Genomic DNA, 13,116 nt, shown 5'->3' with positions numbered 1-13,116 from the left:
CACGCCAATGGATAAATTATATTAGAATGCCAACCGGAATGCACGTATGCGCGAAGCCGGTTGCCTCCCTGCAAAAAGCGCTCTGAAAACCAGCTTGCCAGAACTGTTATATTAGTGCAATAGTGCCGCCGTCGCGATTATCGGCGTCGTGGCGAAAGCGTTTCAGGGTGCCCAAGCGTGGTTGCGCGAAGGCCTTCTTGGTCGGTTTGAGGGACCGGCCATGCGCTTGATACGGTCGATGATCCCGTGCCGTGGAGCGCCGGCCGTCTTGCCAGGGAGGACCAAGCCAGAAATGACTGCCGTGGCGGATTGTGCCCTGGACATGCGAGGCATCAGCAAGACCTTTCCGGGCGTGAAGGCGCTGTCGAACGTCAATTTCGCCGTGAAATTCGGCACCGTCCACGCGGTCGTCGGCGAGAATGGCGCCGGCAAGTCGACCCTCATGAAAGTGCTCAACGGCTCATACGCGCCGACCAGCGGCACGATCAAGGTCGGCGGCAATGAGGTGCGCATGCGCAAGCCGGCGGACGCGCAGGCGCTCGGCATCCGCATGGTTCACCAGGAGATCAATCTGGTCCCCGACCTGACTGTAGCAGAGAACGTCTATCTCGGCCGCATGCCCGGCAAATGGACCTGGCTGCGCAAGGGCGAGATGGTCAGGAAGGCCGCGGCGGTTCTCAAGGAACTGGGCGCAGCGATCAATCCGCGCGAACGGCTGGGCAACCTCTCGATCAGCCAGCAGCAACTGGTCGAGATCGCCAAGGCCTATGCCGCCCAGCCTCGCATCATCGTCCTCGACGAGCCGACGTCGTCGCTAAGCGAGCATGAGACGGCGGCGCTCTTCCGCATCCTGCGCAAGATGCGCGGCGAAGGCATCGCCATCGTCTACATCAGCCACCGGCTGAAGGAGGTGCTCGAGATCGCCGACGAGGTCACCGTGCTGCGTGACGGCTCGATGATCGAGACGCGTCCCATCGAGGGGATCACCGCGGCCGAGATGATCCGGCTGATGGTCGGCCGCGAGGTGAGCAACGTCTTTCCCAAGAGCCCGGCCAAGATCGGCACATCGGTGCTGCGTGTCGAACGCATCGGCGACGGCGCGAGCTTCCGCGATATCAGCTTCGACGTGCGGGCAGGCGAGATCCTCGGCTTGACCGGCCTCGTCGGCGCCGGCCGCAGCGAAGTCGCGCGCGCCATCTTCGGCCTGTCGCGTCTGGCCGAGGGAAGCGTCAGCGTCAATGGCCGCAAGGTCGTCATCAGCTCGCCGTCCGAGGCGGTGCGGGCCGGCATCGCCTACGTTCCGGAGGACCGCAAGGGCGACGGCATCGTGCCCGGCATGTCGGTGCGCGAGAACATAAGCCTGCCTATCCTGCGCCGCCTGACCAGCTTCGGGCGCATCAGGGGCAGCGCCGACCGTTCCTTGTCGGCCCTTTACGTCAAGCAATTCTCCATCTCGCCGCCGGATGGCGAGCGGCGCATCAATCTTCTGTCGGGCGGCAACCAGCAGAAGGCGGTCATCGCCAAATGGCTCGCGGCAAAGCCCGCCGTGCTGATCCTCGACGAGCCGACGCGCGGCGTCGACGTCGGCGCCAAGGCGGAGATACATCACATCATCGGCCAGCTCGTCGCCGACGGCATGGCGGTGGTGATGATCTCTTCGGAACTGCCTGAAATCCTCGGCGTGTGCGATCGCGTGGTGGTGATGCGGGACGGCCGCGCATCGTCGCCGCTGACCCGCGCCGAGCTCAGCGAGGAGCGCATCATGGCGCTCGCGACCGGCGAGGAAGCGGCGTGACGGACGCGGCCATGGAGATCAGCGGCGTGAACCGCAACGACCGTTTTACGCGCGGCAGCAGGCTCGTCGATCTGCTGTCGAAGGCCGGCCTTGTGCTGGCCATCCTCGCGGTCATCCTCTACGGCTCGTTCGCCAGCCCGGCCTTCTTCACCGCCGGCAATATGCTCAACGTGCTGACGTCGATGTCGATCGTCGGCATCGTCGTGGTCGGCATGACCTTCGTGCTGGTGGTCGGCGGCCTGGCGGACCTGTCGGTGCCCGCCACCATCGCTTGCGGCGCGATCCTTTCGCTGGGGCTGCAGCCGCTGATCGGCCCCGTGCCGGCCTTCGTCCTTGCCGTGGCGCTGGCCGGGCTGATCGGCCTGCTCAACGGCGTTCTCGTCGGCTATGTCGGCATCAATCCGATCATCGCCACGCTTGGCGTGGGAACCATCGGCCTCGGCATCGTCCAGGCCGCGGTCGGCGGCGTCATCGTCTACGGCTCGAACACCGCCTCCGCCGAATTCGCCAAGGGCCGGCTGCTCGGCATCCCGGTCGTGGTGCTGATCTTCCTGGCCGTCGCGCTGATCGGCCATTTCGCGCTTTCCAGGTCCTTCTGGGGACGCTGGACGCTGGCGACCGGCGGCAATTACAGCGCCGCCGAGGCCAGCGCCGTGCCCGTCAAGGCGGTTAAGGCCGGCGCCTTCGTGATCACCGCGCTCGCGTCCGGCATCAGCGGCGGCCTGCTTGGCCTGACCCTGCAGAGCGCGCGGCCGCTGATCGGCTCCGGCTACGAATTCAGCGCCATCACGGCGGTTGTCGTCGGCGGCGTCTCGATCATCGGCGGCTTCGGCTCGGTGCCGAGGGCCATCGCCGGGCTCGTCTTCGTGCAACTCCTCACCAATGTCATGGTGCTGCAGGGCGTGCGCACGCCGATCCAGGGTTTTGTGCTGGGCACCCTGATCGTCGGCGCGGTCGGCATGGACGCCGCGCTGCGCAAGCGGGGAGTGGCATGATGCGCCTCCTGGTCCTTGCCTCGCAATATCGCGTTCTCATCATCCTCGGTCTGACGCTTGTCGTCTCGGCGCTGGTCGTGCCGGGTTATCTGGCGCCTTCGACGCTCGGCCTCGGCCTCGACCGGGCCGCGACCATCGGCCTGATCGCCATCGGCCTGACCTTGCTTCTGATCGCGGGTCAGATCGATCTCTCCGGCGGCGCGGTGTTCGCGCTGGCCGGCATCGTCTCGGTCATCCTGCAGCGCGAGATCGGCATTCTGCCCGCGGCGCTCGTCGGCATCCTTGTCGGCGCCGTCGCCGGCGCGATCAACGGCGCCTTGGTCGTCGGGCTGAAGGTCAATTCGCTGGTGCTGACCCTGGCCACGATGCTGATCTTCCGCTCGCTCGCGCATTGGGTCACCAACAGCCAGCCGGTGACCGGCACCGACATCATGCTGTCGCTGGCGCTGGCCAAGATCTATCTTGAGATATTCACCATCCGCAGCGCGCTGTTCATCGTCCTGATCGTGTTGCTGCATGTCTGGCTGACGCGCACCATCCCGGGCCGCAACGTCTTTGCCGTCGGCTCCAATCCTGCGGCCGCCAAGGAAAGCGGCATCGCCTCGGACCGCATCGTCTTTCTCGGCTTCGTCTTCGCCGGCACGCTGGCCGGCCTCGCGGGCGTCCTCCAGAGCCTCGTCACCAACACCGGTTCGCCCGTCTTCGGCTCGGAACTGACGGTCGCCGTTATTGCCGCCGTCGTCGTCGGCGGAACCCGCCTCGAAGGCGGCAGGGGATCCGCGCTCGGCACGCTGGGCGGCGTGCTGACGATCGGCTCGCTGACCATCGCGATGGAGTTCCAGTCCATACCCGCATACGTCCAGCAGGTCGTGTCCGGGCTGATTCTGATCCTGCTCGTCGTGCTCGATCGGGCCGTTACCACCAAGGGCAGGGCTCCGGGCACGCGCCCTGCGCTCGTTCGCGACAAACCAATCACTCAAGGAGGAAACGTATGATCGGGAGGAAACGTATGATTGGGAGGAAACCTATGATTGGCAAGAAAAGCATGCTCAAGATCGCCGCCGTGGCGCTCTTGTCCTCGACCGGATGGGCCAGCGCCAAGACCGTCTGCTACGTCACGGCGGCGGATTCGCATGCCTACGCGACGCCGGCCAACAAGGCGCTCGAGGCCCGCGCCAAGGAGCTTGGCGTCGAGATCCTCAGCCTCAGCCAGGACTTCGACGTACAGAAGGGCACCGAGCAGCTCAACACCTGCGTGGCGCGCAAGGTCGACGGCATCATCCTGTGGCCGCTCGACCCGCAGGCCTACATCCCGGGCCTTGCCCGCGCGCAGCAGGCGAACATCCCGGCGATCCTCATCAACTCGCCGATGAGCGACGATGCCAAGCCGTTCATCAAGTCCTTCACCGGACCGGACGTCTATGAGGAAGGCAAGCTGGCGGCGGATTCGCTGAGCAAGGCGCTGGGCGGCAAGGGCTCGGTGGTCATCATCGCCGGCCAGGCCGGCAACGGCACCACCATCGGCCGCGTCAACGGTTTCACCGACCGCCTCAAGGAAACCAACGCCGACATCAAGGTGCTCGATACGGTCAACGCCGACTTCGACCAGCAGAAGGCGCTGGTCGTCAGCCGCGACCTGATCACCCGCTTCGGCGACCAGATCACCGGCGTCTACGCCAATGACGACACCATGGCGCGCGGCTTCATCGACGCCTGGAAGGAAGCCAATCCGTCCAAGCCGACGCCGCCGATCGTCGGCATCAACGGTCAGAAGGATGCGTTCGAGTCGATCAAGAGCGGCGAGATGTACTCGACCATCGTGCAGTCGCCGGTCGAGGACGGCCGCCTCGCGATCAACACCATGGCCGAGATCATCGACGGCAAGGAGGTCAAGGACCGGCTGCCGATCCCGCTGACGGTCGTCACCAAGGACAATGTCGGCTCGGTCGAACCGGCATTCTGATCACGCGGCCGGCCCGGTTAAACCGGGCCGGCCTATCCGCTGCACGGCGCCCGTCCGACGCCGCGCCAAGATTATCCCCGAACGGCCGCGCCCAGCACCGAGACGCAGTCGCCCGCCTTGACCAGGCCCGGGAAGTGACGCGCGGCGAGCAGCCCCGACATCCTGGCCCTGATCTCCCGCGGCGCCTGTCCGGTGCGCCCGACTGGATGGATGCGCGCCACAACCTGGCCGTCCTCCACGGGCTCGCCGAGATCGACCATCGTCTCGATCATGCCGTCCTCCTCGGCGAAGGCGAAGCAATCGCCGGAAGGCATGTCCAACCACTGGGTTCTGCTCTTCTCGACCGCACCATCGACGATGCCGGCATGGCGCAGCACGTTGAGGATGCCGCGCCTGGCAATCCGCACCGTCTCGGCGCGAGACGTTCCGCCGCCGCCGAGCTCGGTGGTGACGAAGACCTTGCCCATCTCCTCGGCGGCCGTGTCGTACATGCCGACCGCGTCGATCTCGGTCATGCGCATCGAGAATGGCGCCGAGAAAGCCTCGACCGCGGCGAAGGCCTTCTTCTCCTGCGCCTTGTCCGGTAGCGTGTGTGCGGCGCAGAAGGGCACGAAATCCAGCGTCTTGCCGCCGGAATGGAAGTCGAAGACGATGTCCGCGCGCGGCAACAGCTCGCGCTGGAAATAGTCGGCGATCTTCTCCGTCACCGTGCCGTCCGGGCGGCCGGGGAAGGAGCGGTTCATATTGCCCTTGTCGATCGGCGAGGTGCGCGTGCCGGCGCGGAACGCCGGATAGTTCATCGCCGGCACGATGATGACCGTGCCTGAGACATTTTTCGGGTCGAGGGTACGCGCGAGTTCGTAGAGCGCCAACGGCCCCTCGTATTCGTCGCCGTGATTGCCGCCGGTCAGTAGCGCCGTCGAGCCCTTGCCGTTGCGCAGGACACAGACCGGGATCATCACCGAGCCCCAGGCGGAATCGTCGCGGCTGTAGGGCAGGCGCAGGAAGCCATGCTGGACGCCGTCGCGCTCGAAGTCGACGGTCGGTGTGATCGGCGACGGACGCAAAGCGGACATCGGCTCAGTCCTTCACGAAGAGCTTGCGCGGCACATTGGCCAGGCACTCGACGCCGGTGTCGGTGATCAGGATCGACTCGGTGATCTCCAGCCCCATCGTCTCCAGCCAGAGACCCGTCATGAAGTGGAAGGTCATGCCAGGCCTGAGCTCAGTCCGGTCGCCGGGGCGCAGGCTCATGGTGCGCTCGCCCCAGTCCGGGGGATAGGACAGACCGATCGAGTAACCGGTGCGGTTGTCCTTGACGATGCCGTACTTCTTCAGCACCGCGAAGAAGGCGTTGGCGATGTCTTCGCAAGCGTTCCCCGGCTTTGCCGCGGCAAGGCCTGCCTCCATGCCTTCCAGCGTCGCCTTCTCGGCATCGAGGAAGGCCTGCGTCGGCTTGCCGAGGAAGACGGTGCGCGACAGCGGACAATGGTAGCGGTTGTAGCAGCCGGCGATCTCGAAGAACGTGCCTTCGTTCACTTTCATCGGCTTGTCGTCCCAGGTGAGATGCGGCGCCGAGGCATCGGCGCCCGACGGTAAGAGCGGCACGATCGCCGGATAGTCGCCGCCGATGCCGGCGACGCCGCGCGTGCCAGCATCGTATATCTCGGCGACCAGATCGCATTTGCGCATGCCGACTTCTACTTTTTCGACGATGCGCTGGTGCATCGCCTCGACGATCCGGGCGGCGTTGCGCATGTACTCGATCTCGGTCGGGCTCTTCACCGCCCGCTGCCAGTTGACCAGCGCGGTGGCGTCGGCGAAACGAGCATTGGGCAAATGCTTCTGCAGCGCCGCGAAAGCGGCGGCCGAGAACCAGTAATTGTCCATCTCGACGCCGATCGTGAGCTTGTCCCAGCCACGCTTGGCCAGCACGCTGGCGAGGTAGTCCATCGGGTGCCGCTCAGTCGACTGCACGTAGTGGTCGGCGTAGCCGACGATGTTGTCATGGGCGAGATAGGCGGTGCGCTTTGCGCCGTTGGCGTCCTGGCCGCGGCCGTACCAGACCGGCTCGCCCGAAGGCGGCACCACCACCGCCTGATGCACATAGAATGACCAGCCGTCATAGCCTGTCAGCCAGGCCATGTTGGACGGATCGCTGACGATCAGCAGATCAACGCCTTTAGCCTCCATGGCTTTTCGCGTCTTGGCGAGGCGATCGGCAAATTCGCTCCGCGAGAATTTCAGGTTTGGCTGCATTTTGTTGTCCTCGTTTGTTGGGCCTGGCGGCCAGCATCAACTTTCGAAATTGAGCCCGGCATTGGTGGCGCGCGCACGGTCGCGAGCCAAAGTGGCGATCGCGGTGTCCTGCACGCCGGTGCCGGTGAGGTCGGCGATGGTGATGTCGCTTGCCGAGCGCCGGCCGGCTTTCTCGCCGGCAATGATCTGGCCGAGTTCGGTGACCTCGGCGTCGGCTGTCATCACGCCCGCCTCGATAGCGTGGTGAAGCTCGCCCAGGCGTCGCGTCTGCTTGGCGCTGTCGGCGACATAGAGGTCGGCCATGCGCAGGATCGCCGGCGCGATCTCGTTCTTGTGCTCGGCGTCCGAACCCATGGCGGTGATGTGCTGGCCGGCGGAGACGAAGCCGGGCTTGATCAGCGGTTCGGTCGCAGGCGTCGTGGTGATGATGATGTCGGCTTCGGCTGCCGCGTTCGCTGCATCCGGTTCGGCCCGAACGGCAATGCCCAGTTTCTTGCGCAAGCGCGCGGCGGTCGCCTCCGCCTTGGCGGCGTCGCGCGCCCAGATGCGCGCTTCCTCGATCGGCCGCACGAGCCGCAGCGCTTCCAATTGCAGGCCGGCTTGCAAACCGGCGCCGAAGATCGCCGCGACCTTGGAGTCTTCGCGCGACAGATGCTTGGCCGCGACCGCACCAGCGGCGGCGGTGCGGATATCGGTCAGATAGCCATTGTCGAGCAGCAGCGCCTCGACCACACCGGTCTTGGCCGAAAGCAGCACCATCATGCCGCCGCCGCTCGGCAGGCCCAGCGTCGGATTGTCGAAGAAGCCGGAGCTTATCTTGACGGCGAAACCGTCTATGCCGGGCACATAGGCGGACTTCACGTCGACCTCGCCGCGATGCTCATGAATGTCGAGCCGCAGAATCGGCGGCATCGCCACCGGCAGCGTAGCCAGGGCGCGAAAGGCGTTCTCGATACAGGCGACCGCTTCGAGATCGAGTGTCACGATCTTGCGCAATTCCGCCTCGGTGAGGATGGTCATGCGGCTCATGCAACGCGCTCCGTCAGTGCAGGGTCGCCGCAGACAATGCGTCGATGCAGGCCCATATCGATATTGCGACCGGAGAGGATCAGAACAGTTGGGCCGCTCACTTTGGCCTTGCCGGCAAGCAGCGCGCCCATGCCGACGGCGCCCGCGCCCTCGACGATCTCGCGCTCCTGCTCATAGGCATGGCGGATGCCAGCGGCGATCTCGTCCTCGGCAAGCAGGACGACGTCGTCGAGCAGGTCCCGGCACATGGCGAAGGTCAGCCGATTGTCGAGGCCGATGCCGCCACCGAGCGAATCCGCCAATGTCGGCAGTTCCTCGACCTGCACCGGGCGGCCGGCATCGAGGCTGGCTTTCATCGCGGCACCCAGCGCCATCGAGATGCCGATGACTTTGGTGCCTGGGCTCACCCCCTTGACCGCCGCCGCGACGCCGGACGCCAGCCCGCCGCCGGAGAGCGGCACCAGCACCGCCGCGGTATCTGGAACCTGCTCCATGATCTCCAGGCCAAGCGTGCCTTGGCCGGCTATGATGCCGGGATGGTCGAAGGGCGGCAGCATGACCAGCCCTTCCTCGGCCACCAAGCGGTCGACCTCCTGCTGGGCATCGTCCTGGCTGTTGCCAACGATGCGGACATCCGCGCCGAGGCGGCGGATGGCGTCGAGCTTGTTTTGCGGCACCAGCTTCGACATGCAGATCACCGCGCGGATGCCTTCAAGCTTCGCCGCATGCGCCAGCGCGCGGCCGTGATTGCCGGTCGAGGCGGCGACGACGCCGCGCGATCTTTCTTTTGCGCTCAACGCGGCGATGGCGTTGGAGGCGCCGCGCAGCTTGAACGCGCCGGTGGTCTGGTGGTGTTCCAGCTTGAGATGAACCGGGCTGCCGGTGCGCTCCGACAGGCTTTGCGACAGCACGCAGGGTGTCCGCTCGACCTTGCCGGCAATGCGTTCGCGCGCTGCGCGAATATGCTGAAGCGTAACTGGCATTTCGATCACTGCGCCAGAGGCTTGGTCCACAGCCGGCCGAACTCCGGTCGCGGCTTGTCGTCGCCGCACAGCCGCAGGCAGTTCCAGGCGCTGGCCTGGTTGCTGGTGACGACCGGACGCCCGATCGCCTCTTCCATGCCGGGAACGGCGAGCGCGGCGCGCAGCGCGGTGCAGGAGACGAACAGCGCATCGGCCTGGGGGTGCATGATTTTGCGCGCCATCTCGACGAGGGACACCGGCGTGATCCGCGCCATCTCGCGGTCGTCCTCGAAGCCGAGGCAAGAGAAGCTCTGGATGTCGAAGCCGTGTGACGCGAAATAGGCTGCCATCGGCCGGCTGGTCTCGACGGTGTAGGGCGTGAGGATGCTGATGCGCTTCACGCCGAAGGCGTTCAGGCCGCGTATGCCGGCCATCGGCGGGGTGACGACGGGAACGCCTGGCTTGGCCGCCTGGATGGCAGCTTCGATCTCGGCATCGCCGATCACCACGGAGGCGGAGGTGCAGGAGTAGCAGATCGCATCGAGCGGCTCGTCCGGCAGGATGAGTGCCGCGCCCGCCGAAAGCGACGGCTGCATCTTGCGCAGATTTTCCGGCGTGGTCGGGTTGGCATAGGGGATGCGCGCGACATAGACGCCGACGCGCTCGCTCGCCACCATGCGGCGGAAATCCACCTCGCTGGTGTGATCGGTGGCCAGGGCGATCAGCCCGACGCGCTTTTGCAGCGGACGCGCGTCCAGCGCGGGGTGCGCCGTTTCGAGGCGGATGTCGGGCAATGCGTTCATGACTTTCATCTTTCGATCCTGCCGTAGCGATGCTCCAGCCAGCGCAAGAGCACGACGGAGCAGAGGCTGATGACGAGGAAGAAGGCGCCGACCAGCGTCATCGGTTCGATGTAGCGGTAATAGGTGTTGGCGACGCTCTTGGCCTGGTTCATCAGCTCCAGCACCGTGATCGCCGAAAGCAGCGGCGTCTCCTTGAACATGGCGATAAAATAGTTGGCCAAGGCGGGGATCATCGGCGGGATCGCCTGCGGCAGAATGATATGCGTCCAGGTGTGGCGGCCATTGAGATTGCAGGCCTTGGCCGCTTCCCACTGGCCGCGCGGCACATTGTCGATGCCGGCGCGATAGACTTCGGCCGTGTAGGTGCCGTAATGCAGGCCAAGGCCGATGACGCCCGCCACCAGCGGCGGCAACAGGATGCCGATATCGGGCAGCACGTAGAAGATGAAATAGAGCTGCACTAGGAGCGGCGTGCCGCGGATGAACTCGGCGAACCAGCCGACGCCGCGTGCGACGATCCGGTTCTCCGAGCGTCGCGCCAGCGCGATCCCAAGCCCCACGATCGCGGCCAGGATCGAGCCGAGCACCGTCGCCAGGATGGTGATCTTCACCCCCTGGATCAGGGTAGGCATGATCTCCCAGACGAAGTTCCAATCCCAGTCCATCAGACACGCACCCCATCAAGGCCGCGCGCCATGCGGCGTTCCAGCGTGCGAACGCCCCAGGAGACGATCAGCGCGAGGGCGAAATAGATGACCAGCACGGAGACGAAGGGCATCAGCGTGCTGCCGGTCTGCGAGCGCACCACCTGCGCCTGGAAGGTCAGGTCGGCGAGCGAGATCAGCGAGACGACCGACGTCGCCTTGAGCAGCTCGATCGCGTTGTTGCCGAAGGTCGGCAGCATGACCAGCAGCGCCTGCGGTAGGATTACGTGGCGCATGCCTTGCCAGCGGCCGAGATTGAGCGCCGTGCAGGCCTCATATTGCTCGCGGCCGACCGACAGAATGGCGCCGCGCACCACTTCCGCCGCGTAGGCGCCGACATTCAAGCCCAGCGCCAGCACGCCCGCCTGCAGCGGCGTCAGCGACACGCCGGCGAAAGGCAGCACGAAATAGGCCCAGAACAACTGCACGAAGATCGAGGTGCCGCGGAAGAATTCGATGTAGACCGTGGCGATCGCGCGCACGATGAAGAAGCGCGACACGCGCCCCATGCCGGCAAGGAAGGCCATGATCAGCGCAAGCACCGACCCCATCAGCGTCAGCTCGATGGTGACAAGCGCTCCTTGCAATATCAGGCCGAGATAGCCGGACCACTGGGTCATGGGGTTCCAACGTTTGCGGTTAGCTTCCCTCTCCCCGTTAACGGGGAGAAGATGCCGGTTTACCCTCCGTCTTCAGCGCAGCTGCTGCGTAGGACGGGTAGGCAGATGAGGGGCAGCGCGAACCTTGAAATGCTGCGCCGCCCCTCATCCGGCTCTTCGAGCCACCTTCTCCCGTAGGCGAGGAGAAGGCAAAAGAGCGTTTACTTCGCCGAGCAGAGCTTCTCGCGCGTCGTCGACATCGCGGCCGCGGCCGAGAAGCCGTAAGGCTCGATGATCTTGGCGAACTCGCCGGACTTCTTCATCTTGGCGAGCTCGACGTCATAGGCGTCGCGCAGCGCCTCGTCGCCCTTCTTGAAGGCGGCGCCGTCGCAATAGACCGGCGCGCCGACCACCGGGGCGATGACGTCGAGGTTCGGGTCGTTGGCCTTCTTGACCAGGTCGTTGATCGAGAGCACCGGCAGCGAATAGGCGTCAATGCGGCCGTCCTGCACCATCTTCAGACCGCTCTGGCCGTCCGGCACGACGATGACGCGGTCGCGCGGCACGCCGGCATTCAGCGCCAGCTTCTCCTCGGTGCCGCCGCCAGGCGCGCCGACGGTTGCCGACGTATCCTTGGCGATGTCCTCATAGCTCTTGAAGCCCTTCGGGTTGCCCTTCTTCACCAGGAGCGCCTCGGCATCGCAAAGCACCGGCTCGGAATAGGCGACCGCCGCGCAGCGCTCCGGCTTCATGAACAGGCCCGCGGTGACGACGTCGAAGCGGCCCGCCTGCAGGCCGGGGATCATGGCGCCATATTCGGAGATGGAGGCCACGACATCCGCGACGCCGAGCCGCTTGAAGATCTCGCGCGCAACATCCGGAGCCGCGCCCGAAACCTTGCCATCGGCGGCCACCGCCGTATAGGGCGGCTCGTTGGCGATGGCGAGGCGGGCGAAGCCCTGCGCCTTCAACTGCTCGAGCTTGCTGTCGTCGGCCGAACCCGCGCTGGTGGCGGCGAGCATGGAGGTCAGCGCGAGGCCGGCGACGCCAGCCAGAATGCCAAGTTTCTTCATTGTTCCCAACTCCTTGTTTGTCTTCTTGGTTTGCCTGGTTCGGGACGGCCGTTGGCCGCCCGTGGACGGCTTACGCCGCCCGTTTGCATTGCGGTCAGACGCGATGTCCGGCCGCGATGATCTTCTTCAGGAAGCTTTGCGTTCTTTCCTGTTTGGGATGGCGGAAAATCTCATCGGGCTTGCCTTCCTCGACGATCCTGCCGCGGTCGAAGAACAGCACGCGGTCGGCGAAGTCGTGGGCGAAGCCCATCTCATGGGTGACGAGCAGCATCGTCATGTCGGTCTCGGCGGCGAGCTTGCGCATGACGTTGAGCACTTCCTCGACGAGCTCCGGGTCGAGCGCCGAGGTGATCTCGTCGAACAGCATGATCTTGGGCGACAGCGCCAGCGCCCTTGCGATCGCCACGCGCTGCTTCTGGCCGCCGGAGAGTTGCGCCGGCATCGCCTTCGCCTTGTCGGCGAGTCCGACCATGTCGAGCAGTTCCATCGCCCGCTTCTCGGCGGCGGCGCGCGCGACGCGCTTGGTCAGCATCGGCGCCAGGGTCACATTGTCCATGACGCATTTGTGCGGAAACAGATTGAAGAGCTGGAAGACCATGCCGATCTTCTGACGCATCCTGGCCAGATGCCGCTCGTCGGCCGGCAGCAGCTGGCCGTTGCGCTCCATGTGGTAGAGCTGCTCGCCATCGACCTGGATATGGCCGCCGTCGATCTTCTCCAGCGTCATCAGGATGCGCAGGATCGTCGTCTTGCCTGAGCCGGACGGACCGATCAGCGCCAGCTTCTCGCCCGGCATGACCTGCATCGACAGGCGGTCCAGCACCTTGAAGGCGCCGAAGCTCTTGGAAATCGCATCGACCTTGATGATGGGCGCGGGCAATCCATGTCCTCGTCTGGAGAAGCCTATGCCCTTAACGATGCGAAACGTGCTAAA

13 protein-coding genes are annotated in these 13,116 nt (G+C 65.4%); 4 read left to right on the top strand and 9 right to left on the bottom strand.

Translation table 11 applies throughout. From position 1 onward, the window contains the following. Positions 1-322: 322 nt before the first annotated feature. The 4 genes from FJ430_RS30975 to FJ430_RS30960 are packed head-to-tail and all read left to right on the top strand — an operon-like array spanning position 323 to position 4,753. The gene (locus FJ430_RS30975) at positions 323-1,795 is read left to right on the top strand and encodes a sugar ABC transporter ATP-binding protein (protein WP_226892020.1); all 1,473 of its coding nucleotides are present in this window, start codon (positions 323-325) and stop codon (positions 1,793-1,795) included. Then, complete coding sequence (locus FJ430_RS30970; RefSeq protein WP_226892018.1) at positions 1,792-2,790, top strand: ABC transporter permease; 999 nt, start codon at positions 1,792-1,794, stop codon at positions 2,788-2,790. The genes FJ430_RS30975 and FJ430_RS30970 overlap by 4 nt, the downstream gene beginning before the upstream one ends. Next, complete coding sequence (locus FJ430_RS30965; protein WP_226892016.1) at positions 2,787-3,785, top strand: ABC transporter permease; 999 nt, start codon at positions 2,787-2,789, stop codon at positions 3,783-3,785. The genes FJ430_RS30970 and FJ430_RS30965 overlap by 4 nt, the downstream gene beginning before the upstream one ends. Before the next feature lie 32 nt (positions 3,786-3,817). Further along, complete coding sequence (locus tag FJ430_RS30960; protein WP_140706248.1) at positions 3,818-4,753, top strand: sugar ABC transporter substrate-binding protein; 936 nt, start codon at positions 3,818-3,820, stop codon at positions 4,751-4,753. Positions 4,754-4,824: 71 nt separating this feature from the next. On the opposite strand, the gene doeB is transcribed toward FJ430_RS30960, so the two are convergent. The 9 genes from doeB to ehuA form a co-directional block, all read right to left on the bottom strand. Then, complete coding sequence (gene doeB / locus FJ430_RS30955; protein ID WP_140706246.1) at positions 4,825-5,829, bottom strand: N(2)-acetyl-L-2,4-diaminobutanoate deacetylase DoeB; 1,005 nt, start codon at positions 5,827-5,829, stop codon at positions 4,825-4,827. Positions 5,830-5,833: 4 nt separating this feature from the next. Then, entirely contained in the window at positions 5,834-7,012 is a 1,179-nt protein-coding gene (gene doeA / locus FJ430_RS30950) for an ectoine hydrolase DoeA (protein WP_140706244.1), read from the bottom strand. Between the two features lie 36 nt (positions 7,013-7,048). Next, complete coding sequence (locus tag FJ430_RS30945) at positions 7,049-8,041, bottom strand: cyclodeaminase (protein ID WP_140706242.1); 993 nt, start codon at positions 8,039-8,041, stop codon at positions 7,049-7,051. Beyond that, the gene (gene eutB / locus FJ430_RS30940) at positions 8,038-9,024 is read right to left on the bottom strand and encodes a hydroxyectoine utilization dehydratase EutB (protein ID WP_181175427.1); all 987 of its coding nucleotides are present in this window, start codon (positions 9,022-9,024) and stop codon (positions 8,038-8,040) included. Before eutB ends, FJ430_RS30945 begins: the two co-directional genes overlap by 4 nt. Positions 9,025-9,029: 5 nt before the next feature. Then, positions 9,030-9,806: an ectoine utilization protein EutA gene (gene eutA, locus FJ430_RS30935; RefSeq protein WP_140643321.1), complete on the bottom strand. Its 777-nt coding sequence runs from the start codon at positions 9,804-9,806 to the stop codon at positions 9,030-9,032. A 5-nt stretch (positions 9,807-9,811) separates the two neighbouring features. Then, positions 9,812-10,471, bottom strand: a complete 660-nt coding sequence (gene ehuD, locus FJ430_RS30930) for an ectoine/hydroxyectoine ABC transporter permease subunit EhuD (protein WP_140706240.1) — start codon at positions 10,469-10,471, stop codon at positions 9,812-9,814. Beyond that, on the bottom strand, positions 10,471-11,130 hold the full coding sequence (gene ehuC / locus FJ430_RS30925; protein ID WP_140706238.1) for an ectoine/hydroxyectoine ABC transporter permease subunit EhuC: 660 nt from the start codon (positions 11,128-11,130) through the stop codon (positions 10,471-10,473). The genes ehuD and ehuC overlap by 1 nt, the downstream gene beginning before the upstream one ends. A gap of 200 nt (positions 11,131-11,330) precedes the next feature. Further along, on the bottom strand, positions 11,331-12,131 hold the full coding sequence (ehuB, locus tag FJ430_RS30920; protein WP_413467887.1) for an ectoine/hydroxyectoine ABC transporter substrate-binding protein EhuB: 801 nt from the start codon (positions 12,129-12,131) through the stop codon (positions 11,331-11,333). Positions 12,132-12,276: 145 nt separating this feature from the next. Then, positions 12,277-13,062 (bottom strand): ectoine/hydroxyectoine ABC transporter ATP-binding protein EhuA, encoded by a 786-nt coding sequence (ehuA, locus tag FJ430_RS30915; RefSeq protein ID WP_140643246.1) that lies wholly within the window; start codon positions 13,060-13,062, stop codon positions 12,277-12,279. Positions 13,063-13,116 lie beyond the last annotated feature (54 nt).

The organism is Mesorhizobium sp. B2-8-5 (assembly GCF_006440675.2).
In the GTDB taxonomy this organism is placed as follows: domain Bacteria; phylum Pseudomonadota; class Alphaproteobacteria; order Rhizobiales; family Rhizobiaceae; genus Mesorhizobium.
The sequence above is the reverse complement of the archived record's forward strand: the minus strand, read 5'-3'. Positions and strand labels throughout refer to the sequence as shown.

What these genes read in the sequence shown, in the direction of transcription:
- FJ430_RS30975 (WP_226892020.1), top strand. Translation starts at nt 323, where the DNA reads ATGCGAGGCATCAGCAAGACCTTTCCGGGCGTGAAGGCGCTGTCGAAC.
- FJ430_RS30965 (WP_226892016.1), top strand. Translation starts at nt 2,787, where the DNA reads ATGATGCGCCTCCTGGTCCTTGCCTCGCAATATCGCGTTCTCATCATC.
- FJ430_RS30960 (WP_140706248.1), top strand. Translation starts at nt 3,818, where the DNA reads ATGATTGGCAAGAAAAGCATGCTCAAGATCGCCGCCGTGGCGCTCTTG.
- doeB (WP_140706246.1), bottom strand. Translation starts at nt 5,829, where the DNA reads ATGTCCGCTTTGCGTCCGTCGCCGATCACACCGACCGTCGACTTCGAG.
- doeA (WP_140706244.1), bottom strand. Translation starts at nt 7,012, where the DNA reads ATGCAGCCAAACCTGAAATTCTCGCGGAGCGAATTTGCCGATCGCCTC.
- FJ430_RS30945 (WP_140706242.1), bottom strand. Translation starts at nt 8,041, where the DNA reads ATGAGCCGCATGACCATCCTCACCGAGGCGGAATTGCGCAAGATCGTG.
- eutB (WP_181175427.1), bottom strand. Translation starts at nt 9,024, where the DNA reads ATGCCAGTTACGCTTCAGCATATTCGCGCAGCGCGCGAACGCATTGCC.
- eutA (WP_140643321.1), bottom strand. Translation starts at nt 9,806, where the DNA reads ATGAACGCATTGCCCGACATCCGCCTCGAAACGGCGCACCCCGCGCTG.
- ehuD (WP_140706240.1), bottom strand. Translation starts at nt 10,471, where the DNA reads ATGGACTGGGATTGGAACTTCGTCTGGGAGATCATGCCTACCCTGATC.
- ehuC (WP_140706238.1), bottom strand. Translation starts at nt 11,130, where the DNA reads ATGACCCAGTGGTCCGGCTATCTCGGCCTGATATTGCAAGGAGCGCTT.
- ehuB (WP_413467887.1), bottom strand. Translation starts at nt 12,131, where the DNA reads ATGCTCGCCGCCACCAGCGCGGGTTCGGCCGACGACAGCAAGCTCGAG.